Source organism: Candidatus Nitrosotalea sinensis, assembly GCF_900143675.1.
GTDB classification, from domain to species: Archaea; Thermoproteota; Nitrososphaeria; order Nitrososphaerales; family Nitrosopumilaceae; genus Nitrosotalea; species Nitrosotalea sinensis.
The window spans coordinates 44,705-70,528 of the sequence record NZ_FRFC01000003.1 but is presented as its reverse complement, the minus strand read 5'-3'; the positions used below and the strand labels follow the sequence as shown (position 1 = coordinate 70,528).

Annotated in this window: 30 protein-coding genes and 1 tRNA gene; 14 read left to right on the top strand and 17 right to left on the bottom strand. The window is 37.3% G+C overall.

Features of this window, described 5'->3' with window-relative positions; translation table 11 throughout:
* The gene (locus tag NSIN_RS01925; RefSeq protein WP_101009951.1) at nucleotides 1–558 is read left to right on the top strand and encodes a DNA replication complex subunit Gins51; all 558 of its coding nucleotides are present in this window, start codon (nucleotides 1–3) and stop codon (nucleotides 556–558) included.
* Between the two features lie 30 nt (nucleotides 559–588).
* Nucleotides 589–861, top strand: a complete 273-nt coding sequence (locus NSIN_RS01920) for a hypothetical protein (RefSeq protein WP_101009142.1) — start codon at nucleotides 589–591, stop codon at nucleotides 859–861.
* On the opposite strand, the gene NSIN_RS01915 is transcribed toward NSIN_RS01920, so the two are convergent.
* Nucleotides 862–1,083 (bottom strand): AN1-type zinc finger domain-containing protein, encoded by a 222-nt coding sequence (locus tag NSIN_RS01915; protein ID WP_101009141.1) that lies wholly within the window; start codon nucleotides 1,081–1,083, stop codon nucleotides 862–864.
* 109 nt (nucleotides 1,084–1,192) lie between these two features.
* Here NSIN_RS01915 and NSIN_RS01910 point away from each other — a divergent pair, with 109 nt between their 5' ends.
* The 4 genes from NSIN_RS01910 (at nucleotide 1,193) to NSIN_RS01895 (ending at nucleotide 3,631) form a co-directional block, all read left to right on the top strand.
* Nucleotides 1,193–1,933: an SDR family oxidoreductase gene (locus NSIN_RS01910; protein ID WP_101009140.1), complete on the top strand. Its 741-nt coding sequence runs from the start codon at nucleotides 1,193–1,195 to the stop codon at nucleotides 1,931–1,933.
* A gap of 12 nt (nucleotides 1,934–1,945) precedes the next feature.
* The gene (locus tag NSIN_RS01905; protein WP_101009139.1) at nucleotides 1,946–3,088 is read left to right on the top strand and encodes an NAD(P)/FAD-dependent oxidoreductase; all 1,143 of its coding nucleotides are present in this window, start codon (nucleotides 1,946–1,948) and stop codon (nucleotides 3,086–3,088) included.
* Between the two features lie 73 nt (nucleotides 3,089–3,161).
* Nucleotides 3,162–3,239, top strand: a tRNA-Pro gene (locus NSIN_RS01900).
* Nucleotides 3,240–3,322: 83 nt separating this feature from the next.
* Nucleotides 3,323–3,631, top strand: coding sequence for a hypothetical protein (locus tag NSIN_RS01895; RefSeq protein WP_101009138.1), 309 nt, complete (start codon nucleotides 3,323–3,325; stop codon nucleotides 3,629–3,631).
* A 46-nt stretch (nucleotides 3,632–3,677) separates the two neighbouring features.
* On the opposite strand, the gene NSIN_RS01890 is transcribed toward NSIN_RS01895, so the two are convergent.
* From NSIN_RS01890 to thpR, 8 genes are all read right to left on the bottom strand, one after another.
* Nucleotides 3,678–5,366, bottom strand: coding sequence for a helicase C-terminal domain-containing protein (locus tag NSIN_RS01890; protein ID WP_101009137.1), 1,689 nt, complete (start codon nucleotides 5,364–5,366; stop codon nucleotides 3,678–3,680).
* Nucleotides 5,367–5,517: 151 nt separating this feature from the next.
* On the bottom strand, nucleotides 5,518–6,270 hold the full coding sequence (locus NSIN_RS01885; protein ID WP_101009136.1) for an SHOCT domain-containing protein: 753 nt from the start codon (nucleotides 6,268–6,270) through the stop codon (nucleotides 5,518–5,520).
* Nucleotides 6,271–6,494: 224 nt separating this feature from the next.
* Complete coding sequence (locus tag NSIN_RS01880) at nucleotides 6,495–6,851, bottom strand: hypothetical protein (protein ID WP_101009135.1); 357 nt, start codon at nucleotides 6,849–6,851, stop codon at nucleotides 6,495–6,497.
* A 51-nt stretch (nucleotides 6,852–6,902) separates the two neighbouring features.
* Nucleotides 6,903–7,508: a DNA-3-methyladenine glycosylase family protein gene (locus tag NSIN_RS01875; RefSeq protein WP_101009134.1), complete on the bottom strand. Its 606-nt coding sequence runs from the start codon at nucleotides 7,506–7,508 to the stop codon at nucleotides 6,903–6,905.
* Between the two features lie 2 nt (nucleotides 7,509–7,510).
* The gene (locus NSIN_RS01870) at nucleotides 7,511–8,869 is read right to left on the bottom strand and encodes a cation diffusion facilitator family transporter (RefSeq protein ID WP_101009133.1); all 1,359 of its coding nucleotides are present in this window, start codon (nucleotides 8,867–8,869) and stop codon (nucleotides 7,511–7,513) included.
* Complete coding sequence (locus NSIN_RS01865) at nucleotides 8,866–9,633, bottom strand: RIO1 family regulatory kinase/ATPase domain-containing protein (RefSeq protein ID WP_101009132.1); 768 nt, start codon at nucleotides 9,631–9,633, stop codon at nucleotides 8,866–8,868. Before NSIN_RS01865 ends, NSIN_RS01870 begins: the two co-directional genes overlap by 4 nt.
* Nucleotides 9,605–10,939: a CCA tRNA nucleotidyltransferase gene (cca, locus tag NSIN_RS01860; protein WP_101009131.1), complete on the bottom strand. Its 1,335-nt coding sequence runs from the start codon at nucleotides 10,937–10,939 to the stop codon at nucleotides 9,605–9,607. Before cca ends, NSIN_RS01865 begins: the two co-directional genes overlap by 29 nt.
* On the bottom strand, nucleotides 10,936–11,499 hold the full coding sequence (thpR, locus tag NSIN_RS01855; protein ID WP_101009130.1) for an RNA 2',3'-cyclic phosphodiesterase: 564 nt from the start codon (nucleotides 11,497–11,499) through the stop codon (nucleotides 10,936–10,938). The genes cca and thpR overlap by 4 nt, the downstream gene beginning before the upstream one ends.
* Before the next feature lie 44 nt (nucleotides 11,500–11,543).
* Here thpR and NSIN_RS01850 point away from each other — a divergent pair, with 44 nt between their 5' ends.
* The 3 genes from NSIN_RS01850 to NSIN_RS01840 all read left to right on the top strand — a co-directional run bounded on the left by NSIN_RS01850 (nucleotide 11,544) and on the right by NSIN_RS01840 (nucleotide 13,475).
* On the top strand, nucleotides 11,544–12,095 hold the full coding sequence (locus NSIN_RS01850) for an AAA family ATPase (protein WP_101009129.1): 552 nt from the start codon (nucleotides 11,544–11,546) through the stop codon (nucleotides 12,093–12,095).
* Nucleotides 12,092–12,496 (top strand): RNA-binding domain-containing protein, encoded by a 405-nt coding sequence (locus NSIN_RS01845; RefSeq protein WP_101009128.1) that lies wholly within the window; start codon nucleotides 12,092–12,094, stop codon nucleotides 12,494–12,496. The genes NSIN_RS01850 and NSIN_RS01845 overlap by 4 nt, the downstream gene beginning before the upstream one ends.
* Nucleotides 12,497–12,572: 76 nt before the next feature.
* Entirely contained in the window at nucleotides 12,573–13,475 is a 903-nt protein-coding gene (locus NSIN_RS01840) for a hypothetical protein (protein WP_101009127.1), read from the top strand.
* Nucleotides 13,476–13,823: 348 nt separating this feature from the next.
* Here the strand turns inward: NSIN_RS01840 and NSIN_RS01835 are convergent, their stop codons facing one another.
* The 4 genes from NSIN_RS01835 to NSIN_RS01820 are packed head-to-tail and all read right to left on the bottom strand — an operon-like array spanning nucleotide 13,824 to nucleotide 17,251.
* Nucleotides 13,824–14,543, bottom strand: a complete 720-nt coding sequence (locus tag NSIN_RS01835; RefSeq protein ID WP_101009126.1) for an SIR2 family NAD-dependent protein deacylase — start codon at nucleotides 14,541–14,543, stop codon at nucleotides 13,824–13,826.
* A gap of 3 nt (nucleotides 14,544–14,546) precedes the next feature.
* A complete protein-coding gene (gene rnz, locus NSIN_RS01830; RefSeq protein ID WP_101009125.1) occupies nucleotides 14,547–15,446 on the bottom strand; it encodes a ribonuclease Z in 900 nt (299 codons plus the stop codon).
* Nucleotides 15,443–16,375, bottom strand: a complete 933-nt coding sequence (locus NSIN_RS01825) for a DNA methyltransferase (protein WP_101009124.1) — start codon at nucleotides 16,373–16,375, stop codon at nucleotides 15,443–15,445. The genes rnz and NSIN_RS01825 overlap by 4 nt, the downstream gene beginning before the upstream one ends.
* Nucleotides 16,376–17,251: a ribose-phosphate diphosphokinase gene (locus NSIN_RS01820; RefSeq protein ID WP_101009123.1), complete on the bottom strand. Its 876-nt coding sequence runs from the start codon at nucleotides 17,249–17,251 to the stop codon at nucleotides 16,376–16,378.
* A 177-nt stretch (nucleotides 17,252–17,428) separates the two neighbouring features.
* Between NSIN_RS01820 and NSIN_RS01815 the strand changes: the two genes are divergently transcribed.
* The 4 genes from NSIN_RS01815 (at nucleotide 17,429) to NSIN_RS01800 (ending at nucleotide 20,681) form a co-directional block, all read left to right on the top strand.
* The gene (locus NSIN_RS01815) at nucleotides 17,429–18,346 is read left to right on the top strand and encodes a cobalamin-binding protein (RefSeq protein ID WP_101009122.1); all 918 of its coding nucleotides are present in this window, start codon (nucleotides 17,429–17,431) and stop codon (nucleotides 18,344–18,346) included.
* A 65-nt stretch (nucleotides 18,347–18,411) separates the two neighbouring features.
* A complete protein-coding gene (locus NSIN_RS01810) occupies nucleotides 18,412–19,257 on the top strand; it encodes a metallophosphoesterase (RefSeq protein ID WP_101009121.1) in 846 nt (281 codons plus the stop codon).
* A gap of 4 nt (nucleotides 19,258–19,261) precedes the next feature.
* Nucleotides 19,262–19,804: a hemerythrin domain-containing protein gene (locus NSIN_RS01805; RefSeq protein ID WP_101009120.1), complete on the top strand. Its 543-nt coding sequence runs from the start codon at nucleotides 19,262–19,264 to the stop codon at nucleotides 19,802–19,804.
* A 133-nt stretch (nucleotides 19,805–19,937) separates the two neighbouring features.
* Entirely contained in the window at nucleotides 19,938–20,681 is a 744-nt protein-coding gene (locus NSIN_RS01800; protein WP_245871873.1) for an HFX_2341 family transcriptional regulator domain-containing protein, read from the top strand.
* On the opposite strand, the gene NSIN_RS01795 is transcribed toward NSIN_RS01800, so the two are convergent.
* The 3 genes from NSIN_RS01795 to NSIN_RS01785 all read right to left on the bottom strand — a co-directional run bounded on the left by NSIN_RS01795 (nucleotide 20,678) and on the right by NSIN_RS01785 (nucleotide 22,929).
* Entirely contained in the window at nucleotides 20,678–20,896 is a 219-nt protein-coding gene (locus NSIN_RS01795) for a hypothetical protein (protein WP_101009118.1), read from the bottom strand. The two genes, NSIN_RS01800 and NSIN_RS01795, sit on opposite strands and share 4 nt — an antisense overlap.
* 41 nt (nucleotides 20,897–20,937) lie before the next feature.
* Nucleotides 20,938–21,669, bottom strand: a complete 732-nt coding sequence (locus NSIN_RS01790; protein WP_101009117.1) for an SDR family NAD(P)-dependent oxidoreductase — start codon at nucleotides 21,667–21,669, stop codon at nucleotides 20,938–20,940.
* Between the two features lie 345 nt (nucleotides 21,670–22,014).
* On the bottom strand, nucleotides 22,015–22,929 hold the full coding sequence (locus tag NSIN_RS01785) for a transcription initiation factor IIB (protein WP_101009116.1): 915 nt from the start codon (nucleotides 22,927–22,929) through the stop codon (nucleotides 22,015–22,017).
* Nucleotides 22,930–23,572: 643 nt separating this feature from the next.
* On the opposite strand from NSIN_RS01785, the gene NSIN_RS01780 reads away from it, so the two are divergent.
* Nucleotides 23,573–24,211 carry a Snf7 family protein gene (locus NSIN_RS01780; RefSeq protein ID WP_101009115.1) on the top strand — a complete coding sequence of 213 codons (639 nt, stop codon included), beginning with the start codon at nucleotides 23,573–23,575 and terminating at the stop codon, nucleotides 24,209–24,211.
* Here the strand turns inward: NSIN_RS01780 and NSIN_RS01775 are convergent.
* Nucleotides 24,208–25,449: an MFS transporter gene (locus NSIN_RS01775; RefSeq protein ID WP_245871872.1), complete on the bottom strand. Its 1,242-nt coding sequence runs from the start codon at nucleotides 25,447–25,449 to the stop codon at nucleotides 24,208–24,210. The genes NSIN_RS01780 and NSIN_RS01775 overlap by 4 nt on opposite strands.
* Nucleotides 25,450–25,824: the final 375 nt, after the last annotated feature.

The window sequence follows — 25,824 nt, the reverse complement described above, 5'->3', positions numbered from 1 at the left end:
ATGTCGGAAACAAAAAAAATTGATGTAAATTCATTGTATGCCACTCTTCTTCGTGAAATAGAGAACGATACGGTTCAAGAGGTAGATCCTAAACTATATCATAACATTGCAGAATTTCTCGGCAACATCAAGAATCATGATTATGATGGAATTGAATCAAAAATTACTGAATCACTTGTAAAAATGATAAATGAAATGACTACATTGCTTTTGAAAATAAGAATTGAAAAAGCTACATCTCTAGATGATATTGACTATTCTAATCTTCTTGATGAGGAAAGATTTGTTCTAGACTCTGAAGATGAGATGAGACAAAGAAAAGATACAGTTCTATCTGCCACATTAAATGGAAGATTGAAACTTCTTGAGACAGTGGGAGAAAACCATAGGGCACGATCAATTGTTGTACGATTTCTCAAGCCCATAGATCAGATAATGGGAACTGATCTGCAATCATATGGACCATTTGACGCAGAAGATGTTGCTACGCTACCATTTGAAAATGCTCTCTCTCTGATTAGTAAAAAAGTGGCAATAAAGGTAAGCTGGGAAGACTAGAAATTAGACCAATTGATTTTGTAAAATTGCATGCATAATGGAATAGACCTAGACGTCTACTTTGAGATTATCCTGTACCCTGTTGCAGGCCTGTTTATTATTGAAATGATATGCAGGATGGTAAAGATTGCAAATTGGGTAAAGCTTCTCACACAGGCAGTAATGTGTGTAGGCTTTGGTATTGCATATCTTACAATGCATGTTGCACATTGGCTTACAGCTGGGGTACTTCTTGCACTTGCAATAGCGCTATTTTATCAGGCAAGACGATCAAAACTTGATCCACAAAAAGCACTGTACTAGTTAAAATCTTCCAAAAATTCTCTTGATGAAACTTTGCCTTCCGATCCCTTTTGTTCTTTGGATCTTTTTCTCTCCAAACTTTTTTGATCGTATTTGAAACAACTTGACACATCGATGGGCCTCTGGAAGTCTATGTTCTGCACAAAACTTGTCTTTGCAATAACTACACTCAAAAGGCAAGTCTTGCTTTTCACCACAATAAGCACAGTCAAACTGTTCCATAGTTGTATTCGTCTGCGATCCTAAATTAGTGTTAGTCATAAAAGATACTTGAGAATTAATTGATAAAACTTATTTACGCAATACTGCATGATGAAAAATAGTTCTAATTATGATAAAAGATCAAGTAGCTGTAATAACTGGTGCCAGCAGCGGAATTGGATATGCCACTGCACTTGCAATAGCAAAGGCAGGCGCAAAGGTTGCAATTGGTGCACGAAGATCTGAAAAACTAGAACATCTCAAAAAAGAAATTGAAAAAATTGGTGGAGAATGCATTTCAGTATCATGTGATGTTACAAAACGTAGTGATTGTGAAAATTTAGTAAATGCTGCAATAAAAAAATGGAACAAAATAGACATATTGGTAAATAATGCCGGCCTGATGCCGTTAAGCTTTGTGAAAAATCTAAAGATAGACGAATGGGAACAAATGATTGATGTAAACATCAAGGGTGTAATGTACTGTACATCTGCCGCAATTCCTCACATGATAAAACAGAATTCTGGTCATATAGTAAATATTTCATCAATTGCAGGAAGAGTTGTCTTTCCTGCTGGCAGTGTTTACTGTGCAACCAAGTTTGCAGTATGGGCATTTAGTGAAGGTCTTAGACAAGAATTATCTGTCAGAAATAATATTCGAGTAACAACAATAGAACCTGGCATTGTAGATACAGAACTCACAAATACCATCACTGACAAGTCTCTTGAATCATTTGTAAAACACTCTAAAACAATTCAATCTCTCAAGGCTGAAGACATTGCAAATTCAATAATCTTTGCACTCCAGTCTCCGCCTCACATGAATGTAAATGAGATCACTATAAGACCGACTACACAAGAAAAATAGGGTTTTGCTCTTTTGAGACCGATAAACATTGTAATTTTGGGCGGGGGATTTGGTGGTCTTGCTGCTGCAAATGAATTGCGCGAAAATCTCACACAAGATACAAGAATTACAATTATTGACAAAAAAGATTGGTTCATGATGGACCTTGTCAAGTTATGGATAATCAACGGCACAAGAAATTTCGAATCTTCAAAAAGATCCTTGGAAAATGTAACAAAAAAAGGAATTGAATTTGTAAATGAAGCTGTATTGAAAATAGATCCTACAAACAAGGCAGTTAGAACAAAATACAGACAATTTCATTACGATTATCTCATCATTGCACTTGGGGTAGAGCTTGCACCTGAACAGATCCCAGGCCTTAAGGAAAATGGCTTTATTCTTTATGATATCAATGATGTTCCAAAAATACGTGACACAATAAGAAATATGAAATCAGGTAAGATTGTGATGGCAATCACAGGTCTGCCGTACAAATGCCCTCCTGCACCATTTGAGGCAGCTCTTTTGATAAGGTCAGTACTTGAAGAGACTGGTGCTAGTGATGCAGTTCAAATGGATTTTTACAGCCCCACCCCTATAACACTTCCAGCAGGCGGTCCAAAAGTTAGCGAAGATATACTGCAAATACTGGAATCTAAAAAGATAAAATTTCATGGAAACCACAAAACAGTTTCCGTAGAACCAAACAAGATAAAATTTGAAAATGGTGAAACCAATTTTGATATACTGATTTCTGTTCCTCCACACAAGATTCCTTCAGTTGTTATCGAATCTGGTTTTGCAGAAATTGGCAAGTTTGTGTCAGTAGATAAGACATGCAAAACAAACTATGACCGAGTCTATGCAATTGGAGATGTAAATCAGATAATGGTAACTGATAAAATTGCTGTACCAAAAGCAGGAATTTTTGCAGAGACAGAAGGAATAACTGTTGCAAGAAATATCATCTCACAAATAAAACACGAACTAGAGCATGATAAATTTGATGGCAAGGGAGGATGTTTTCTTGAAACTGGCAAGAGAATAGCAGGATACATTCAGGTTGACATGTTTGCAACGCCTGATCCTCTTACTGAATTAAAATCTGCAACACCGGAACATTTTGCAGAAAAAGAAAAGTTTGAGCAAGATCGATTGAAAAAGTGGCTTTAGATTTTTATTCAAATTTCTTGACAACAATTTAGATCCTACAATTTAATAATTTGGATAATTGCCAGCACCTTTAGGGGCCGTTGTCTAGCTTGGTTATGATGCTAGCCTGGGGTGCTAGAGGTCGCCGGTTCAAGTCCGGCCGGCCCCACCAGTTTTTTGTCATAATTTCCAATCCACTTGCTAATGCCAAGTTGTCAAACCCATTTTTTGTAGAATTACATACATAGCCAGCTCATGGGAAAACGCAAATTCACTATCGATCTTGGTAACGAGAAGATCGAGGTCGAAGGGCATCAACACAAGAATGTTGCAATCAAGTACCTCATGAAGAGGCGTAGATCCTTACTTATGACTAGAGACAAGAACAAAGTTGAGAAGCTCTTCGAACAAGTACCACAAACAATTTCCATAGTGGGTGGCCATTTGATAAAATCCTACAAGATAAACTGGGAAAGAGAAGGCACAACAGAATTTGAGGGTTCAAGATTTGTCTTTACTCTTACTGACTTGCCTGACAAATCTGTGCACACTGTTGCCAGCTAATTTTCCCATTGCGTCCTTTTTGATGTATGATGAAAATTTACATGTATCATGGTTGGTATCTTGGAAATCCCAATACATCATGATATGATTTTGGAATCATTGATTTTGACAGGAGCAGCAAGTCGCTTGCAGCTGAATCAAGAACATATGTTACTGCCCAATCCTCTTCGTTTCTAATAGATCTGCCAAATCCTTGAAGCAATTTTGTTAATGTCTGTGATTTGTACCACAAGGGAAACTTTTGCATCTTGATTTTAGTTCGTTTTTCACTCAAGTTTGGATATGGCACTTTGGCTATTATCTGAAACCTTGACAGATCATCTTTGAGATCTACTCCTTCCCACAATGATGATGAAAGCAAAACACCATTCTCATCGCGAGAATGTTCCTGCAGTACCTCATCTTGTGTCATACCGTTCTCATTTCTACTGTGGCATATTCTTATTCTGCGTCTATTTTTCTCAGAAAGATTGTTTTTGATATCAGCACATCTCTTTTCTGAAGAAGTAAGTATCAGGCCTCTCTCAGAGTCATGCTGAGATAATATGTCATCAATTTTTTTTATGACTGCAAGTTCATCGTCTTTGCTAGATGAATAGCTTAGTTTTCTTGTATTTAGGAAATTGATTCTTCTCTTGTCTGGAGGAAATGGAGATCTGGGGGTGTCTACAAATCCAACTTTTGATGGTTCAAGTCCAGCGTTCTCACAAAAACTGTCTTTGTCTATGGTAGCAGACATGAAAATCTGGTGCTCTATGTCAAAGAAAGTCTTGACATACTTGGAAATGTCAAGAGGCTTGATGGAAACTGATCTGAAATTTCCTCTTTCATCTTTGAATGGATCGTTTACCACAAAATTATTTTTGTTAGAGTACATTTCTGCATGAGCATTTGCTACCTTTTCATATCTTGATTCTAGTTTTGCAAGCAAGACATAATCAGGATTTAGTGCAAACGATCTGCTTTCTTGCAACTTGCGTAGCTGGTCTGAATATGATCTCGCCAAATCATCAAGTAATTGCACTATCATGCCAATTTCAGTCAAATCATATGCATTTGGATTTATGCCACACTCGTTAAGATAGATGTTGTAAATGTCTACTCCTATGAATTGTATAATCTGGTCCTCTATCTTATGTGCCTCATCAAATATTGCTATTGGTTTTGTAACATATTCAGAATATGACTTTCTGTTGAATTTCATTAACTGAAAATATGATGCATAATTCCAGATGGAGTGTGGTGATGTCAATGCACGATATTTTTGGGAATAATAATGGCAAAGGTCACCTGTAACAGCTTCCGGTTCTCCAAGTTTTGGTTTGAACCTGCATACATCTCTGATCTTTTTTCCGTCCTTCATGGTTGTCTCCTCGCATAGACCTTTCTCACATGTAAGGTTCCTCTGGATTGCACTTTTTGTATCTGACAGGGCAATTGATTCCTGCTCCATCAATCTCAGGCAAGCGAAATTTGACTTGCCCTTTACAGGCATGAGAAATTTTAGGTCCTTAGAGTACTGGTCCTGTAGTTGTTTTGATGCTGTGACTATGAATGAGCTACCATAATATCGTGCAAGTGTTGCTGCAATCAATGACTTGCCAACACCCGTAGGAGCAGAAAGTATGATTGTTTTGTATCCTGATTTGATCTTTTGTTCTATTCCTTGCAGTATCTCCTTTTGTATCTCTCTTGGTTTGAATTCCTCTGGAAAGTGTTCTAGGACAGTAGTCATCTTGCTTTCGTCGATAAGACACTGAAACTACAATACTTAATCGCTTGCAGTGTGATATTTTACTCATTTTTTGTTAGTATGATTTATGATTCATATATTAAACAAATATCTATTTGATTAGAAAATATTACTAAATTTTCTTTTTTGATAGTCAAAACCTTTTCTTTTTTGATGATGTCAACTTGTTAGAATCTGCCGATTTATTAATTGAATATTTTGATTTTCTATATATTTCTAAATTATATTCATAACATGCTCTACGAGCTCCAATAATTTGGAAGATGAACATCATAAGATATACCAAAAAAATGAAATATCCAATAGGCGCCAATACTCCTCCCGGTGATAATACTAATGACCAACCAGATGCAAATAGAATTAGTGAGAATATTAGATATGCAATACCAGTTCCAATTTTTCCTGCATAAATGTGGCCTATTCCTTGAAGTCCAATTAACCCTAAGACAAGAGAAAGAACTAATGCGGTATTCTGATTCAACCCTTCGCTTTGAATTGTTTCTTGAACATTTTGCTCCTCTTGCACCTTGTTTAATTTCTCTGTAATTTCTTTTAGCATATCTTTGGATTTTTCAGATTCACTTGCATCAAGTGTTTTTTGTAATGTGTTAAACTCATCTATTGTTATCTCTCCTCTTGCAAGTCTCTCTCTCAGAATTGAAATAGCATCATCATTCGAATGAGATGTTTGTATATTAGAGGCCTGTTCATCTAGTTCCTCTGTGAGGAAGAGATACTTTGAAATTAAATCATCTAGATATTTCTGATCGGATAAATACAAATCATTTCCTTTTTTCAATCTCTCAATAATGCTAGTTAATCTCAAATTATCTCCTACATTCATATCTAAAAGCTTCTCTGCTTGCTTAATCAATTCTTCAAACAATATCTGTTTTATTCATTTACTAATAATTAAACATAAAATTCATGACGAGTACATTTAGTTTGTTATTATCTATCTGCAGTAATAATATTCTTGAAGGACATTTTCTTAAAATTGATATTTAAGATACTCTATATTTCATGTAAAATGAGACACTTTATTACTAGATTATTATCAGTGATAAATTATATTATAAATTAACATAATCATTAATAGTTCTAGTTTTCTCAATTGTCATGTTTTCGTTTTTCCTTTTTTTGATTTTTCTTGATGTTCAGTCTTGATTTGTTTTTTAGCGCATCGTACTCTTCTTTGAGTCTTGTAGTGTAGATGGTAAGTGCATGCATCGCAAAATTTGTCAGGTCATTAAAATACATCAATTTTGCAGCTAACAATGAAATATTTTTTGCATCATTGTCAGCTTCTAGGTCCTTATATTTTGCATATGTTGTGTTATAGTGTTCTAGCCATTTGTTATACCCTGCATTTAGTTCCTCTAATGTAAGATTTCCAGATTCTTCTAACCATTCTTTGAATCTCTGACGATCCTTCTCAACTAGTTGTAATATTCCATCAAAATCCATTTTGTTATATCATACCAAGTCATGCATAATTAAAGTTGCAACAATGTATCATCAAACATTATCAAATTTTTGCAGACTCTTCCAAAGATACCAAGTGGCAACAGTCCTATAGGGTCTCCATCCCTGGCCGATCTCTTCAATCTCACTTGGTTTTGGAGTCTCAGGCAATGAAAACAACAACTGGACGCCTTTTCTCAGCCCAAGATCACCTACAGGAAAGATATCTTGTCTTCCAAGTGAGAAGATAAGAAACATCTCTGCAGTCCACCTGCCTATTCCCTTTACTTGGGTAAGCTGGGATATTACTTCCTCATTACTCATCTTTGAAAGTGAACTCATGTCCAGTATTCCTTCGTCTACATGTCTTGCCAGATCTTTTAGGTACTCTATCTTCATACCTGAAAGGCCAATTTTGCGAAGCTTTGATTTTCTTGTGGCAAGAACCTCCGATGCAGTTGGAAAACTAGGATAAAGTTCCTTGAATCTCTTAAAGATTGCATCTGCTGCGCTTGTTGCAAGCTGTTGAGAAATTATTGATTCTACCAGTACTGCAAAGTGGTGATTTTTTTTCTTTAGCTTGTATTCACCCACTCTGTCAATTATGGTTGCCAATGCTTGGTCCTTTCTTAGAAATGATATTGGATCGTCTTTTTTCATGTCTAGATAGGCTCTGGATGTATGGTAATTACCGCATTTTTTATTTGATTTTTAATTTGGCTTTCCATGTCTGATACTATGTCATGCACTTCCTCAATGGTAAGATTTTTTTCAAAAGAACAATCAATATCAACTTTGAATATGTCTTGTAGATGTAATGTAATCACTCGGCCAATTTTCTTCACTTTTGGATATTTCTTTATGATTTCTTTAACTTGTTCTTCTATTGTAATGTCTTCTACCGGAATGCTTTGGGGAATTGAGACATATGGTTCCAAGTGAATAGTTATGTGATTTATGTTCGAAACTGATTTTTTTATTTGGTCCTCTATCTCATCTGATACCCCATGTGCATCTTCAAGCGACATGTTTCTGTCAACCATCACGTGCAAGCTTATGAATATTCCATTGTCTGACGAAAATGCACTTACATTGTGAATGCCGCGCACACCCTGTACTGAAGATGCAATTTTGTTTATCATGTAATCGGCGGGAACATCTTTCCATGTTGGCTCAAAGTGTACAGTTACATTCGAATTTGCAATTGCCTTTTTGATATTTTTTTCTACATTGGCACTAATTTTGTGAGCTTCTTCAAAACTTGACGCGGCAGAAAGTGATATGGTAATCTCTGTGAATATATCGCTACCAGATCTGCGTATCTGAACTGACTCTGTTTTCATTACACCTGCAGTGTTATTGACTATGTCTTGTACTTTTTTTACCATGCTTACAGGTACGGCATCAGTCAACTCAAGGCCGCTTTGATGGATAAGCTTCAGGCTTAGTACTGCAAGCAAACCTCCTAGGATTAACGCTGCAACATAGTCACCTTGGTAGAATCCTATCATGACAAATACAATTCCAACCAATGCTACACTGGTTGCTCCCATGTCCATGAGGGCATGGTACAGGTCTACTCTTAGTGAAGAGCCATCTGTTTTTTTAAGAGCCCTTTTGAGCACTAGTATCCTAAAGAAGATGGACCCTAGTGCGTATACTGCGGCTATAATTGCTAAAACTCCTGGCAAAACTTCTGGCTTTGGCTCGTAGAATCTTGAAATGGATTCGTAGACAAAAAATAATGATATTACAAGAATTATAATTCCTGCAACAAAGCTACCCATCGTCTCAATCTTTCCATGGCCATAAGTGTGTTCTCTGTCCGGTGGCTTGGTAGACCACTTGGTAGCTACAAGCAAGACCATGGTTACAATGGAATCAAGTATGGCATGTACACTGTCTGTGACAAGTGCAAGACTGTTAGAATAAACTCCTATCAAAAATTCTACTGCAAATGCAGAAAGTATAACCGCAAGTGAAATTTTTAACGCATTTGTCTTTATGTCCTGGACACTCAATTCTTGTCCAGCCCCAACATGTCTAGTATGTCTTCAAAGTTTTCCCGTGACTGATCATGCTTATATTTCTTGAGAGGGCCTATCATTTTCTTCTTGTCTGGTATCTTGATGATGTTTTTGACAATACTTGAAAGAGCAGATCCTATGAATATTGACTGGGTTGCAGCAGTAACATTGGAGGTTCTCCTGTTTGTACTGGAGCTCTCAAAATCAATTATGCATGGGGACTTTCCAACAATGACATGCTTGTGGATGTAACTCAGCTCTCCATGATCAAGATGAATAGTATCCAATGTGTGACAATCCTCCAGTACATTTTTTATGACAGATCTTAGTTTTGCAGCACTTCCCTTGCCCTTTAGGTCTCTTACCCAATCAGTTATCTTTTGACCTTGAATGTACTCCATAACCATGAAATTTCTACTTGTTGACACAAATTTTGGGCCAACTCCTGCCTTGTTTGCAATCTTTAGCAGCCTTGCTTCGCTTTTCATCTCAGGTCTGCTGGAATCTGTCCTGCGAATCTTTAATGCAACATATTTTTTGCCAAGTTTTGCTATAACTACAACTCCCACGTATCCCTTGCCCAAGACATGAATTTTACCAAGCATTGTTGGTCCCTCAAACAAAATTCCAGAAATACCGAGTTTTTTCAGTTCTGCATGTCTTTTTGCAAGTTCTCCCTTTGTAGCCTTTGGGTACCCTAGTATGAGAGAGTATGGCTCTCTGACAAGCTTACTTGCTGGAACCAAAGATGAGTTCATTGGTAGAGGTTAACTCTGCCAGCGCCTTTTTAATGGATTTGCTTGCAACCCTGTGACCCTCTATTACGCTAAAGCCGCGTTTCATGTCTGCATCAATTCCATTTGGGATGCCTGCCTTTGAGAGATTTTTCTTCAATAATGCTTGGAGGAATTTTTTTGCATCATGGAACTCTCTTTGCTGCAACGACAAAATTTTTGCATTGTCATCAATCCAGGTAAGCTTGTTTTTTGAATTTCTTAAAATAAAGTTCTCTGACTCGGGTCTTCGGAATACATCTGGGCCATTTTTGACCATGAACTTTTCAATTGTTGTAGAATGTAGCAAAAATAGCATTGCAGCCTCTGATTTTTCGTCTACTATTGCGCCTTTCTGCAATACTTGGAATCCCCCAAGTTCCAGCTGCACTGCAAGTGCAGTTGCACCCCTTTTAGCTTGTCCCCAAATTATGTCAGGACTTCTCCACTTGTAGTTGAACTTGACTACAAGCGTGTTTCGTAAATTTTGTAAATTCTGTATTTGTCTTTTACCATTGAAAAATTCAAGTGATGGTTTTTTTAGATATGCTCTTGCAGCAAGTATGAATCTGCCCAAATTTTGTGGCGATATTGCAGTACCAAGATTTCTATTGCTGTCTATTGGGTCTATCAATACCAATGCAGTATCAAATTTTTTAGTTGGATTTCCTATCACCTGGCCGTGCGCAAAGTTGGCAGCAGCCTCCAACACCTTGATAAAACTTCCATAGTGATATATCAAAACTTCTGAGACATACCCTCCAAGTCCTTCCTTGGCAATTTCTGCACCGTAAATGTCAACACCTCTAAGAAATTTTTTGAGTAACCTAACTTCGTTTTTCTTTTCTGAATCTAACTTCTCAAGTATGAATCTAGTGTGAAATGATGATCTGTCTGCAGCGCTTTTCCATTGTCCTATCTCTACGTCATAACATGGTACAACATTCACCTTTGTATTTCTAATCTCTGCCTCTACATACGGATGCTCTGAATATCTTACATATGGGGAAAATTTTTTCATGGAATCGAAGCCAATTTTTTTCCCAATAGCTTCAAACTGTTCCACGGGAATCTCTTTTTTTATCTTGACAAAGATATCAAGGTCTAAAGTTCCCTTGAGCCAAGTCCCTTTTGCATATGAACCTCCAAGCTCAACTTCAGTAACTTCGGAATTTTTTGCCGCCTCCTTTTTTACAAGTTCCACAAGTTCCTCTGCGATTTTTCTTATCTTTTCTTCTTCCTGCCTTGTAGGAATGGCAATCTTTCTTGCCTGATCTAGTACGTTTCTCATTTTGCTAAAACCACCTGCAAGTCAGAATATATCGGTCCACTAGGGGTTAAGATGCTTTGCTTGAACTTTAATTCTGTGATGGTGTGCTTTCCAAGATCCACATCCTTGAACCTCTCAATTGTCTTTGAGATGTCATCTATTCTGTTTTTTACTCGAAATATTGTAAGATGTGCCTTAAATGGCTTGTCAGACTTGAATCCAAGCGGCCCAAGTTTTTTCTCTACCTGAACTGCAAGCTCTACAAGCTGGGATGCCGACACATCATCAACTCCAATCCATATGACTCGTGGAGACCTGGAATTTGGAAATGCCCCAACATGGGTGAACTTTACCTCAATTGGCTTGAACGAAATGGTAGACAAGGCATTTTTTACACTTGTTGCAGCCTCTTCAGTTATCTCTCCAAGAAAAAGCAATGTAAAGTGCATATTTTTTTTGTTTACAGCGGTTGCCTTGATTTTAAACTCTGATTGAATTTTGGCAATTGCATCAAGAATACTGTCATCCTGAATCTCCACAGCAACAAAGGTGCGCATCAATGAAATTGCAGTTTGTGGCATCTATAATAATTTCCGGTAGCTTCATAGACTGGAGAATAAAGTTGATGGATGTGAAACTAATTGTCTGTCTTACAGGGATGCCAGGTGCTGGCAAGACCACAATTGCTGAGGGCCTCAAACCAAAAGGGTTTGAAAAAATTACAATGGGCGATGCAGTAAGAGCAGAAGCAACACGAAGAAAGATAGATCCAACAGGTGCAAATCTCGGAAAATTAATGCTTGAGCTTCGAGAAAAAAATGGACCGGGAGCTGTTGCAGAACTAATCAAAGATGATATACAAAATTCCAAATCTGATGTTGTTCTTGTAGATGGAGTACGATCTCTTGCAGAAGTAAATGTTTTAAAAAAAATTGGCACAGTAAAGATACTTGCAATTCATGCATCAGGTGACACAAGATACAAGTTCCTCACAGAACGGGGCAGGACTGATGCTCCATCTGATCGTGAAGATTTTACAAAAAGAGATTCTAGAGAGATAGGAGTGGGAATGAGTGAATCTATCGCACTTGCAGATGAGACAATATCTAACAACAATATGACAATTGAAGAGCTTGTCAACACTGCTTACAATGTAATTAAAGGCTGGATGAATTGAAGGCTCCAAACATTTCCTGCAAGATTGAGGGCTATGCTGCTGTAAACCCATCAGAAGATCCAGAAAAGGTACAACTTGCAGTGTCTCAAGTCTTGCCTGATGTAGTATATCAGTACAAGGAGGGAAGCATCAAAGCAACATCAAATGACATAAAATGTCTGCAAAAAATTCAGGAATCAATCAAAAAACACCGAAGCAACCGTGTCTATAGGAGGCAGATGAGATTTAACACAAAGGGGGATACCACCTGGTTTTATCTCAACAAGCAGGCGGCATTTGTTGACGTTATAGCAATCTGTGAGGAGGCAGAAGAGTCTGCAATGGGACCAATCAAGATAATACTTCATTCCAAGAATATTGAGAAAATAGTTGACTGGCTTGCGCCTGAAACCCTAGAATAACTGGATAATTTTATAACACTTGCTCAAATAGTATGCATTTGAACTTTTTTATGAAAATCTCAAGACACAAAATCTCTTGATAGGAAAACTCGTAATCATTGGAATAATAATTGCCGTCATAGCAATCTTGGTACCAAATGCATCCAAGATGTTTAGCGCCCATTCACTTGATGAGGTAAAGGAAAGAATTGACAGAGCTACAAGTGACAAGCAAGACAACCTTACTGCATCCAATACCAACAAGACAGTAGACACAAACAATATTCATACCAGTCTAGTTCCAAACACAAACTCTAGTGGTACAACAGTGTATCAGCTTGCTCCACAATTCGTGACACGACAAAACTATATAGGCCAGGTATTTGCAAAGAATGGAAATACATGCCAAATTTCTGTACCTGATCTTGCCCAGACAATAAACGGAAAGAAACAACTTACAGGTATTATTCAACTTGATAATTGCTCATCAAATCTGGGTGATCCAGTCCAAGTTGTACAACTTACAGTAAAACCAGACTCTCCTCAAGTAAATGTCTCAAGTGGTCTTGAGGTAACACCATATTCTGATAAATCTTCCACATCTACCATAACTACACCTGGCAGCTTGTCAGGTATATCGCAGCCTAGTACTAGTACATCACCTCAAACAGCACAAGGTACAACACTTCCCACACTGCCGCCATACTATGATACCATCAAGCTGACTGTAACAAATCAGGGAACAGGTGCCACACTAAACTTTGTAGATTCATCCGGCCAGACCAAGTCTGTTCTTGTTACAATGAAAAACAGTGATTCTGTAATCTTTAGCGGTACTTTTTACTCGTCCCAATTTACTGCTGATGTAAAGGACGTTCCAGATACACCGCATATCATAGAAATGACAATAGACAATACTGTCTATGGCACATTACATGCATCTGCATATGCTCCATCTAACATGCAAAACTCTACCATAACTGGAATATTGTCACAGTAGGGGGGGGGGGCCTAAAGGTCTCTGTATTGCGTTGCTAGTCCAGACAGTAACTTTTGGAATAAAATTATGATAAATAGTATAATGTCAAGGCAAAATCTTGATTATTCTGGTGTGATATACAAATTTTACAATAATAATTCGAAATCAATATAGAAAATCATAATAATTATTAAATAAGACAATGCCCTAGTTAAAGTAATGCGGAAAGATGCAAATTCTGGCAAATGAATTTGCGTGGCCCTGCGAAAAACAGTACATAGTTAAGCACAAGAACAGTGCGAACGGCAAGAGAATGCTTTTGCCTATACAGGGTCACGCCGTCACACCCTCTTGACGTTTTTTAAAATCCTAGCCTGATACTATATTTACAAGCCTTGGAAGGGCACTTGCAGCTGATTCTCTCAAGGATATATCCATGATATCAGACATGGGAGTTGGGTCTGTGTTCGCCTCTACCATGGTTGCACCATTCTGCTTGGCATATACGGGCAGCAAATTTGCAGGAGATACTGCAAGTGATGTTCCAACAACTATCATGATATCGCATGTACTTGCTTGTTTCATTGCATGCTCCCATACATCTTGTGGGAGAGCCTCGCCAAACCACACAACATCAGGCCTTAGCATGTTGCCGCACTTGCACAAGGGAGGAAGCTGCGAAAATCCAGTTGTTATCTTGTCTTTAAAACTACAGACAGTGCACTTGATTGTAATTATGCTTCCATGCAACTCGTACACATTTTTGCTCCCTGCCCTCTGATGAAGACTATCTATATTTTGAGTAAGTACGTGGACATTCTTGTATTTTCCAAGTTCAGCAATTGCCAAGTGTCCCGGATTTGGTTTGGCATCAAGAATGTTGCGTCTTCTTTCTTCATACCACTCCCACACAAGTTTTGGATCTTGATAAAAAGCATCTATCGTTGCAAGCTGCATTGGATCATATTTTCTCCAAAGACCTTCCTTTCCTCGAAAAGTTGGAATTCCACTTTCCTGTGATATCCCGGCACCTGTCACAAAAACAATTTTTTCTGCATCTTGCAATTTTTCTGATATGGCATCCCACATTTTTTATCTGATGTTAATCTCCAGCAGATCTCTTGCACCAACAACAGACTCGTGAATGGTCTTTGCCTCTCGTACAAGCTCGTCAGTGTTTTCATATCTTGCAGAAAAGTGTGTCAGTATCAAGTTTGTAACTCCTGCCTTTTTGGCAAGCTCTGCAGCTTCTTTTGATGTAGAGTGATAGTTTTCCTTTGCCTTGTCTTTTAATGAATCATCATATGTGGAATCAAATGTCATGTAATCACACCCCTTGAAAAATTCCTCAAGTTTTCTAGTGGGCCTAGTATCACCTGATATGCCAATTTTTATCCCCTTGCGCTTTTCTCCCATCACATCAGAAGGCCTTATTGTTCTTCCTTGAACTGTAATTTCCTTATCATTTTGCAACTCGTGCCAAAGCTTTCCCTCTGGTATTCCCAACTCCTTGGCCTTTTCAGGATAAAACCTTCCAGGCCTGTCATTTTCTGTAAATCTATACGAATACGCAGGAATAGAGTGCTCTGCCTCGCAAGTATGTATGTTATATCCAGAATCATCAAGCACTAGGCCCTCGCTAATTCTTGTTATTCTTACAGGAAATGTCAGCCCAAAGTTTAGCACCTTCAAGTTTGCAGCAATAAACTCCTCGATTCCTCTTGGGCCATAGATGTCAACGGATTCGGTCCTGTTCTGCAATGACATTGTCTGCAACAGTCCAAGTATGCCTACGCAGTGGTCCCCATGAAGATGTGTTACAAATATCCTAATCTTTTTGTTCCATCCAAGCTTTGCCTTTTGAAATGCAATCTGCGCTCCCTCTCCTGCATCAAACATTAGTATCTCTTTGTCAAGCACAAGACAGATGCATGTCATGCCACGCTCTGTTGTTGGTTGTGCTGCTGATGTTCCCAAGAATACAAGTTTCATGATAATACTCCTATGACCCTTGTCAAGCTCTTATGTCGATATATCTCGTATTTTTTTGCTTTGTTCATCTCTTCTACCTCTAAACCTTTTTTGTACACCATTACAAGTTTTTTTCTTTTTGGAATTATTGACAAAAAATCCTTGACAAGCCTCTGCGGAGGTATTGAGGATCTAGATGATATTCCATAGGGCAAGTCAGTTACAATGCCATCAATTTCATCTTTGAAATCAAGCATCTTGTTGTACTGGGAATTTATCACCCTGGAACGAAAACCATTTGCAGCAAGGTTCTTTGATGTTATCTTGCACATTATTTTATCATAGTCGATTCCTATTGCATTTATTCCCATGGATTCTGCTTCAAGCAAAATAGTACCTGTACCGCAGAATGGATCGCACAATGTCTTTCCCTCATTTAACTGGGACAAATTTACAACACACCTGCCAAGTTTCATATCAATCTCATGAGGATGCTTGACAGATTTTATCGGATGGACCGGAGTTACTATGTTATCTGCTATACCTAGATACTTTTTGTCATCTGTTACTATAACATATACAGTAAGGTGGGGATTTGAGAGCGACACTTGAGAGTCCCATTTTTTCTTTAGTATGCCTCCAACTTGTCTCTCAAGTGAGGTACCAATTTTCTTGGATGATAAATTAATGGTTCTGCACACAAAAGATTCTGGCTTTGTAATTGAGAGGTCAATCTGGGATGAATCCTCAAATGTATCTAGTATCTCACCTGAATATCTTGAAAAAGTAGACCTTGATGCTATCTTTTTCCATGATACCTTTGACTCTACAAAGACAAGTCGCGGACTAGATTGCACCCTAGTCTTGGTGTCATAGCTTTTTGATATTGATGTTATTTCGTCTCTTGCCAATTCCTCATGCTGACTTGGCAGCACGAAAAAACTTGTCATCTAGGTAAGCGCCTTGGCAATTATCGGGGAAACATCAACAACAGATGTCTTGCCAGGTATTGTATTTGCACTGATTATCTTTGTGACCCCGGCTTTTGTGATGTTCTTTTCTGCATCCCCTATTAGCAATGCATGTGTGCAACAGACATAGACCTTGCCGCTTTTTTGTTTCTTTAAAAATTCTGCAGCTTTTACAATGCTTCCTCCGGTACTTATCATGTCATCAACCAATATGACGTCTCTTCCCCTTATACCGTCAATCCCTTTTGATTTTATTATTACATTTCCAGTCTTTCTGTCTCTTTGTTTTTCAAGCGCAATGTAGTCAACACCCAAAAATTTGGCAAAGTTTTGTGCTCTCTCAGTTCCTCCCTTGTCGGGGGATACCACAAGTGGCTCATGTAATGACATTTTTTTGAAATGTCTTGCGAGCTCTTCAACGGCACTGACATTTTTTGCAGGAATCTGTAAGTGTTCCAGTGCTATCATGCTGTGGATATCCACAACAATTATTTTTGTTGCACCGGCGGCTTTGAACATCTTGGCTACCACTTCCATTGTTATTATCTCGCCTGGGAGAAACTGCCTGTCCTGTCTTGCATATCCCATGTATGGTATTACCACTGATACATTTGACGAGCATGCCCTTGCCTGTGATGTTATTGCAAGGCCTCGAATTAAATTCGAATCAACAGGTGGATAAATTGACTGGACAACTATAATTCTGCCTTCTGGCTTTTTCTTTAATGTTATTTTGCTCTCCCCATCTGGAAAAACGCGCAATTCACAGCCCACAAATTTGGATTTTAGTCTAGTAGCTATCTTTTTTGCCAATTGTTCTGAAGATGGGCCTCCAATAACTGTAAGCTTGGACATAAATCAAATCGAGCCTTGGGCTATTCTTAAGTTTTGAGGACTGGCAATTGAGCAGATCCTAGTCTTTTGAATCTGTTGTATTTTTTCAGGAACAAATTATGATATGGTATTTCATTTTCTCACATGTGAAAACAAAAACAAGTTTTAAACTAGATTATTACCAAGTAATTTCCTATAATGAGACTGGTATCATTCCTTCCAAGTGCAACAGAGATGCTTTACGAACTTGGTGTAGAGGATTATATCATGGCAGTAACCCATGAATGCAACTATCCAGCAGGGGCAAAGACAAAACCAAGGGTTATTCATTCTTCATTTGATCCGCAAAAAATGTCAAGCCAGGAAATTGATAGCAAGGTAGTAGAGCTTGCCAATTCTGGTAAGGATATTTACATTTTAGATGAGCAAGTACTCAAAAAAGCAAATCCCGATCTTATTGTGGCTCAGGGAATATGCGAAGTGTGCTCCCCTTATACAAGAGAAATAAGCAGAGCCATGACACTGCTTGAAAACAAGCCCGAGGTTCTCATACTGGACCCAAAAAATCTTGATGATATATTACAAAACATAATTCAAGTAGGAAACAAGGTAGGAAAACAAGAGAAAGCAAAAGAGCTTGTAGAAAAACTTCAAAAAAGAATCACTCGTATCAAAAATACTCACATTGTTTCCAAGCCCAAGGTGCTATGCATTGAATGGCTTGACCCTCTATTTTCAGCAGGGCATTGGGTGCCTCAAATGGTGGAAATTGCAGGGGGAATAAATGGAATAAGCTCAACAGGAGACAAGTCAAGAAGGATGCAAATAGAAGAAATTACAAAATTTGATCCTGACATTGTCATTCTAATGCCATGTGGATTTGACGTACAAAGAACAATTGCTGAATATGAAAAGTTACTTGAAAATCCTATCTGGCGCAAAATTAAGGCAGTAAATCGTGGTCAGGTCTATGCAGTAAATGCAAATGAATACTTTAGCAAGCCAGGCCCAAGAACCGTAACAGGAGTTGAAATTCTAGCAAAAATAATTCATCCTGATACATTCCGAGATCTTCAGATTCCAAAAAACTCTATCCAAAAAATTGATTTTGAATGATTCCATTTTTGCAAACTAGTTTCATGGAAAAATTTCAAATTAGGCCAATAATCTAACCTAGTTGATTGGATCTAGTATTTTCTGACATTCATGCAGATTTTAATGGACTTGATGTTATCGTCAAGACTGCGTCAAGTGATGATTTTGTAAAAAAATTTGGCTCTTTTTCAAGAATCATAAACTTGGGAGATCTACTTGAACGGGGTGTTCATCCAAAACAAGTAATATCCAAATTGCGATCACTCGAGCAGAATTATCCACTTTTTTCTGTGATGGGAAATCATGATGAAGGATTTCTTTCAGGGAAAACAGTTAGTGCGAGTTCCATTGAAAGCATGGATGCACACAAAGCCCTTGATGAAAATGACCTGTCATTTTTTAAGAAAAATAGCGACGGCACATTTGGAAACCAAGAGTTTGTTGATGCAAAAAATGGCTTGTTTTGCGTTCATGGGGGACCACTTGATCCAAAAAAGATAACTCCAAAAAATGCAGATGGAGAAGCTTGGCTATATCAGAGAAACTGGCAGAGATTAACTGATGAAGGATTTGAGTTTTTTAGCTATCATGGATATCATTACAAAGCATCATCGGCATTTGATGAGGCAAGCAACCATGTAAAAAATCACATAATACTATGTGGACACCAGCATATGGAAGCCGCTCTTGTACACAGGCAAGGAACCATTCACGACATTTATCATACACTTGATACAAAAAAAGAAAAAATTTCAGGTCACGTGTTAGAAAGTAAAACCATAGACATTGAACCTGCAAGTGACTATCTAATTAGACTGGGTCTTGGTGGCCCTGCAGGATATTATGGGGTTGGCTCGTCAATGCCACATTTTGCAGTTATACAGTATAACCCAAAAAAGGTAATACTATTTACAGTAAATCCCATAGAATGACCAAATGAGTGGTACTGAGATACTACGTAATGATCACAAACAGATCCGTAGATTAGAAAAAGTAATTGTAAAATGTTATACAAAACTTTATGCAGGAAATGACATTCCTTTTTCTGATCTGGATATTATGGTGACAATAATGGCAGAATTTTTGGATGCTGTACACTATGCACGAGAAGAAGATCAGTATTTTCCATGTGTTGCAAGCTATAACTCACTAAAAGAAGAGATTCGTGTATTCATGATTGAACACGAGTTTGGCAGAAGAATTGCATCAAATATTTCAAAACATCTACAAAGATGGAAATCTGGAGAAGACCAACGTGAACCTGTTGCAAGATTTCTCAAAGCATATGCAGTGTATCTCGATGATCACTTGACAAAGGAAGACAAGTTTTTTGATAATGCTCAAAACCAAGTATTATCACAAGAAGAAGAAAAAATGATGTATGAAGAATTTCGTGCAGTTACTGCCGTTATCACAAAGTTTGATGATCTGGTCAAGTCTATAGATTATCTCGAGTCTACCCATTGGATGAAAAACTAGTTTTCAAAGATTGATTTTATTCTTGGATACACTGAGATTTTTTCATCTGTTGTAATTTTTTGTTGCATGATTTTTAGATACAAAGCAAATTATTATATATCATCATTATAGTATGTCAACTATACATACTAACATGACTAATATAGTAAATCTGCGTGTACATGTGGCTCCTGTAGGATTTGAGATTGATAGAATTGCAATACCTGCAAAGCAGATGAAGGCAGATAGAGTCTGGCTTTTAATGCATACTGAACCATCAAAAGACAGGGCACAAGGGTACATGGAAAAAATACGTGCCCAACTAAAAAAAGAAAAAATCGAAGTACAAATCGCACATTCTAACAGATTTGATCTCTTCAAGATCCTAAAGGCACTACGTGAAATTGTACAACAAGAAGAAGGTAATGATATTTTTGTGAACTGCTCTTCAGGATCAAAGATTCAAGCAATTGCATGTATGATGGCATGTATGATGTTTCAAGGAAAAACAAAACTTACACCATATTATGCAGAGCCTGAAAGTTATTCAAGTGTGAAAGGAGAACAATTATCATCCGGACTCAAATCCGTTGTCAAATTACCAGCCTATGAAATTCACACACCAAAACCTGTTTTGGTGCAAGCTCTGAAAATTATACAGGAAAATGGTGGTAAGATAACTAAAAAAGAAATGGCAAAGATAGCGCACGAAAAAAAACTAATCACGGTACATGCAAGAGACGAGAATTTCCAACAGGCTCGATTTGCAAGTCTTGATAAAAATATTATTCAACCACTCTTAAATGAATGGAGATTCATTGAAGTCGAAAGAATTGGAAGAACTAGGTGGATTAAGATAACTCAAGAAGGTCTTGGAGCAGTAGAATTTCTTGTCTAACCGCGGGTAGTAAGCTCTGGCTTGAGAGTCCAGGCAACACCCATCGCAATGAATGGAACTGAAATTAATGCAGCTATTTCCAAATATGTCCTAAATTGTTCTGATTGTTGTGGGGTAGGATTAGACCATATGAAAGGTACAGGTAATGCCGCTGCAAACCATATGATTGAAAGCATTATGATTATCTTGAGGGCGCCTTTCTTTTTTGGAACCATGTTATATTCACGGATAGGTTCTATTAATTTTGTTAGTATAATTATTTGGTTATGGCACCGCCATCTACGGGTAAAATTGCACCTGTAATCCATGAGGAATCCTCTGAAGCAAGATAAAGTATAGCCTTGGCAACATCATCTGGCATGCCTATCCTTCCAATTGGGTGCTCTGCTACTGCCATTGCTCTGTCAGCATCATTTTCAAGCCATGGTTTTGTCATATCTGTCTCTATAATGCCTGGGCAAACACAGTTTACACGTATCTTATACTTGGCATATTCTACTGCCCATGCCTTTGTAAGCAAGACAAGGGCGCCTTTTGAAGCAGTATATGCATCGGCTTCAAAATTTTCAAATGACTTTAATCCTGCATCGGATGAAACGTTAACGATACATCCACTAGTTTTCATAAGATGTGGTATCACAGTTTTTGTAAAACGGAACTGGCCTGTCAAGTTTACATCAATCACTTCATTCCATTCTTCTTCGGAAATCTCATGCAGAGGTTTTATTTTAGGAAGAATGCCTGCATTATTTATCAAAATATCAATTCTTCCAAAAGTCTCTATTGTTTTCTTCACAACATTTTCTACATCTTTGGTCTTGCGAATATCTCCGGAAATTTCTAGAATATTTTTGCTATACTCAAATTCTGATTTATTTCTAGATGTTATTACAACCTGTGCTCCATGTTGTGCAAATAATGTCGCAACAGCTCTTCCAATACCTCTACTCCCTCCAGTAACAATTGCTACCTTACCTGCAAGTTTCATCCATTCTTGGTTTGTGTACCATCACATTAGTTTGTCGAACGATGTAAATCAAAAAATTATGTTTGTCATTATAATGATCACAAATTATAATTTCACTTATTGAAATATTTTATTCAAATATGATAAAATTATGAAAAAATCTGAATAAAATAATAAATACTATTGTGTATTATACAATATAATGCAGAAAGATGCAAAATCTACTGCTTAAACGAGCGTGGCTCCGTAGACGAAAAATGTGAATCCCACATGGGTGTGGATTAAAAGAGGTAATCTCTGTCGGTCTACGAAAAAGGGCCACGCCACTATTGTTTTAATCTAGTGAAAACTGGGTTTTAGAAAAATTTAGAGTTTTAATGATTCCTTTAGTCCCTTGTATCTATTTCTGATTGTAACTTCAGTTACTCCTGCAGCTTGCGCAACATCTTTCTGTGTCTTGTTTTCTCCATTCATGACACATGAGAGATAAAGTGCAGCAGCTGCAAGACCCATTGGATCTTTTCCTGCTGAAATTTCAATCTCAGCAGCATCTTTCAGAATCTGCAAAGCTTTTCTTTTTGTCTTCTCACTAAGACCTGCCTTGCTTGCAATTCTTGCAACACATTTTATTGGATCAACCACTGGCATCTTTAGATCAAGTTCTCGCAATAACAATCTGTAACATCTTGCAACATCTTTTCGCTTTATGTTGATTCCATTTGCAACATCAGTAAGCGTTCTAGGTGTTTCAGTATCTCTACATGCTGCATATAGTGCAGCAGCTACAAGTCCTGGAATTGATCTACCTCTTACAAGACCCTTGTCCAATGCTTTTCTGTAAATGTATGCAGTTTTTTCAATTACTGCATCAGATAATGCAAGTTTATCTTTTAATCTATCAAGTTCACTAAAGGCTTGTCTAAAGTTTCTATCAACTGGTTCGTGTACCTGACTTCTACTATCCCAAGTTCTTAGTCTTTCTATTGTGCTTTTCATCGATGCAGAAAGCGGTTTTCCTGAAGCATCCTTGTCTGCAGGACCAATAATTGTTGCAAGTCCCATGTCATGCATTGCAAGTGAAGTAGGAGTTCCGGTTCTACTTCGATCTTCATGTTCTTCTTTTGAAAATGATCTCCACTCTGGACCTGATTCTTCTACACGTTCTGTTAATACAAAACCACAACCTCCACAAAACATCTCTCCAGTTGTGTTATCTGTCACCATAGGACCTTTTCCGCAACGCGGACAACGTCCACCAGAACCAAAGGATTCGCGAGTCATATAATATCTTATAAGAATTTCGATTAACATAAATAAAAAGGTTTAACTATGAGTTCTATTTCTAGAAATTACTAATTTTATATATAGAAATTAGAGGAATTATAATTTATATTAATTTTATATCAAAATACTATAATATCGTCATATAATCTATGTGCAACTACACCCTCCTGTTATTGACTTGAAATCTTATTTCTATATCTCAAGTAATATTATTTTGTAATTTATTTTTCCAAAATTATTTCTTCAACAATTATTTTTCTAAAAATTTATTTTTTAAAATTGTTTTTTGATTGTTAAGCAAAACCTTAAATACATTCGTTATGAAGAACCCGCATTAAATAAAATGGAACAATGTCCACTTTGTTGTGAATTCCAGCCGTCAAATCAGGCACTGGCAATCCACTTGAAGAAAATCCATCCACAGAGAAATACTGCTATTGAAATAGTACAGTAAGTCTTTGCCTGGGGGATAGTCGTAGGATGTATCCAATCAAGGTTATCCACAAATTTTTAGTTTTTTATTAAGAACAGGCATATAATGCAAACTAGTCTAGTTCAGTTATTCTTGTCAGCTAAATTTAGTATACGGTGAACCGTATTTCACACCTGAAATTAAAAACCAAATTTTTTAGTGGTATGCATGACAACATTTGCGAATAATTGGCAAAAGCCAATGGCACCAAGCATTGGTGAAAGAATTAATGATGTAATAAAACCAAAAGGTCCTCTAAAACCAAGAATGGAGAATGGAATAAAGAGACTCCAGACTCAAATTGGAAAACTCGACGGTATGATTACAAAACTAAAACAAAGAGATGAAAAACTATTCAAGAGAATTGTAATTGCTACACAAAATCATGATCTTACCACAAGTAAAGTTTTATCAAAAGAATTAGCTGAAGTCCGAAAAGTAACAAAGCTTTTAGGAAATGCTAGAATTGCTCTAGAACAGATTGAGCTTAGATTAAGCACATTCCATGACTTGGGTGATACAGTAGTAACCATAATGCCTACAATAGGCCTTATGAAGAATCTCAAATCTTCTCTAGTCAAATTCATGCCAGAGGCTGACCGTGAGCTAACTGGAATGACTGAAATGCTTGGAGGTCTTATGACTGACACATTCCATAGTGGAGACTTTGGAATAGATTCTAGTGCCACAAGCGAAGAGTCAGAAAAGATTCTACAAGAGGCATCAGCAGTAGCAGAGGCAGCAATCAACGACAAACTGCCTTCAATGCCTGTTGGTCAGGAATCTTCTTCAGCACGCTACGTCTAGACTATCTTATGTGATAGTCTGTAGCGGAAGTATGCTTGGTATAGTATCAATGATACTACTAGCATAGCAGAGGAGAAAAAGAACATGGTTGCATAGCCTGAGAACTTTGTAAGCTCTCCTGTAACAAGAGAGCCAACAAATACCCCTATACCTGTTACTGCACTGTTCACTCCAAGATACTTTCCCTCAAAACCTTGTGGGATACTTTTGAAAAATATGACTGAACTAGATGTACTGAAAATCGAAAATGCAATTACCATCAAGCAAGCTGATGTCATGGTAATAGGAAAGCCTAAAGACTCTATCATGAATAATGCTGCAAGTCCTGGAATTATTACTCCTAAAATTCGTGGTATGTGAGCCAAAACAGTAGAACGCTCTTCTCCAAATATTGAAATTATTTTTGGAGCTATGAAAAATACCAACAACATAGTTATCGTCTGTATGGTATAATTTAGAAATACATCAGAATTTGAAAACTTGAGACTTTTCAAAAATGGTGTCCATGCAGTAAAATAGATGTTACTTCCAAAATAGAAAAAAAATGAAGCCATGTAAAATATGCCTATTTCATTGCTAACTCTTCCTTTGAATAGCATCAGTATGTGTCTAAAATCATATGCCTCTGGAATTCTAGGGAAGACAAAATGGTGATTGCTAATTGAATAACGTAGGCCGTGTAAAGAATGAGCTATACTGCTTCTTTCTATGTGAATAACATCACCTTTCACAGTTGTACTTAGAATCATGGCTATTCCGCTTGACACACCACATATCAAAAAATATGGTCTAAGATCAAAATAGAAACTACCTATGGTTCCAATTATCATTGCAGTTAACATGCCAAGGCTACCAATGATTGACGTTCTTGCAAATAGCCAACTCCAGAGATTTTTTTGCACGGATTCCATTACCAAAAGTTGTGTAACTGGGCTTCTTGCAACCATGAAAAAACCCAATATAGTTACTAATCCATAAAGGATGTATACTGAGCTAGTAAAATACATCCCCAAACTACAAATCAGAACAACGAAAAATGAAAGAACAAGTATCAATTTTTTGGAATGAAATCGGTCTATTATCTTTCCCCACACTAATGATCCAATAGCTATTGCACCATTCTGTAATGCTGACACAATAGCAACTTCTCCTATTCCTCCTCCTAGGAATAGAACGTATAATGGAATTACAGTACTGAGTCCTTGTGCTGTAATTTGAGCTGGTAGCAAATACAGCATCCATCGTTTACTTTGAAGCTGCATAGTTCGTAGTTATCAGATCTATGGGCATTATTGTATAATGCATTTGAAAAATCTCCATAGTTTTGTCTATTCTTTGATATTGTGAAAAATTCTATCATGCAGAAGTATGATGCTCGCACAAGATGTGCGGACATGGCATGTTGACCTTTGTCATCATTTCCTTCGGGGGTACCTTGGGATGCCTGTAGAAAGTTTTGTCTTTCTACACATTGTCTGCATGATACCTATCTGGGGGAGGATGCCCTTTGATAGGGAGTATAATTACGTGAATAAAATATTTAAGGTTTATGCATAGTTTATACTTAAATTTTTAAAATTTTCTAATTCTTTGTAGTTGTTACATGTTTTCTT

Coding starts and splice junctions, on each gene's coding strand:
- NSIN_RS01925 (WP_101009951.1), top strand. CDS start 1: ATGTCGGAAACAAAAAAAATTGATGTAAATTCATTGTATGCCACTCTT.
- NSIN_RS01920 (WP_101009142.1), top strand. CDS start 589: ATGCATAATGGAATAGACCTAGACGTCTACTTTGAGATTATCCTGTAC.
- NSIN_RS01915 (WP_101009141.1), bottom strand. CDS start 1,083: ATGGAACAGTTTGACTGTGCTTATTGTGGTGAAAAGCAAGACTTGCCT.
- NSIN_RS01910 (WP_101009140.1), top strand. CDS start 1,193: ATGATAAAAGATCAAGTAGCTGTAATAACTGGTGCCAGCAGCGGAATT.
- NSIN_RS01895 (WP_101009138.1), top strand. CDS start 3,323: ATGGGAAAACGCAAATTCACTATCGATCTTGGTAACGAGAAGATCGAG.
- NSIN_RS01890 (WP_101009137.1), bottom strand. CDS start 5,366: ATGACTACTGTCCTAGAACACTTTCCAGAGGAATTCAAACCAAGAGAG.
- NSIN_RS01880 (WP_101009135.1), bottom strand. CDS start 6,851: ATGGATTTTGATGGAATATTACAACTAGTTGAGAAGGATCGTCAGAGA.
- NSIN_RS01875 (WP_101009134.1), bottom strand. CDS start 7,508: ATGAAAAAAGACGATCCAATATCATTTCTAAGAAAGGACCAAGCATTG.
- NSIN_RS01865 (WP_101009132.1), bottom strand. CDS start 9,633: ATGAACTCATCTTTGGTTCCAGCAAGTAAGCTTGTCAGAGAGCCATAC.
- cca (WP_101009131.1), bottom strand. CDS start 10,939: ATGAGAAACGTACTAGATCAGGCAAGAAAGATTGCCATTCCTACAAGG.
- thpR (WP_101009130.1), bottom strand. CDS start 11,499: ATGCCACAAACTGCAATTTCATTGATGCGCACCTTTGTTGCTGTGGAG.
- NSIN_RS01850 (WP_101009129.1), top strand. CDS start 11,544: ATGGATGTGAAACTAATTGTCTGTCTTACAGGGATGCCAGGTGCTGGC.
- NSIN_RS01835 (WP_101009126.1), bottom strand. CDS start 14,543: ATGTGGGATGCCATATCAGAAAAATTGCAAGATGCAGAAAAAATTGTT.
- rnz (WP_101009125.1), bottom strand. CDS start 15,446: ATGAAACTTGTATTCTTGGGAACATCAGCAGCACAACCAACAACAGAG.
- NSIN_RS01825 (WP_101009124.1), bottom strand. CDS start 16,375: ATGACAAGTTTTTTCGTGCTGCCAAGTCAGCATGAGGAATTGGCAAGA.
- NSIN_RS01820 (WP_101009123.1), bottom strand. CDS start 17,251: ATGTCCAAGCTTACAGTTATTGGAGGCCCATCTTCAGAACAATTGGCA.
- NSIN_RS01815 (WP_101009122.1), top strand. CDS start 17,429: ATGAGACTGGTATCATTCCTTCCAAGTGCAACAGAGATGCTTTACGAA.
- NSIN_RS01805 (WP_101009120.1), top strand. CDS start 19,262: ATGAGTGGTACTGAGATACTACGTAATGATCACAAACAGATCCGTAGA.
- NSIN_RS01800 (WP_245871873.1), top strand. CDS start 19,938: ATGACTAATATAGTAAATCTGCGTGTACATGTGGCTCCTGTAGGATTT.
- NSIN_RS01795 (WP_101009118.1), bottom strand. CDS start 20,896: ATGGTTCCAAAAAAGAAAGGCGCCCTCAAGATAATCATAATGCTTTCA.
- NSIN_RS01790 (WP_101009117.1), bottom strand. CDS start 21,669: ATGAAACTTGCAGGTAAGGTAGCAATTGTTACTGGAGGGAGTAGAGGT.
- NSIN_RS01785 (WP_101009116.1), bottom strand. CDS start 22,929: ATGACTCGCGAATCCTTTGGTTCTGGTGGACGTTGTCCGCGTTGCGGA.
- NSIN_RS01780 (WP_101009115.1), top strand. CDS start 23,573: ATGACAACATTTGCGAATAATTGGCAAAAGCCAATGGCACCAAGCATT.
- NSIN_RS01775 (WP_245871872.1), bottom strand. CDS start 25,449: ATGCTGTATTTGCTACCAGCTCAAATTACAGCACAAGGACTCAGTACT.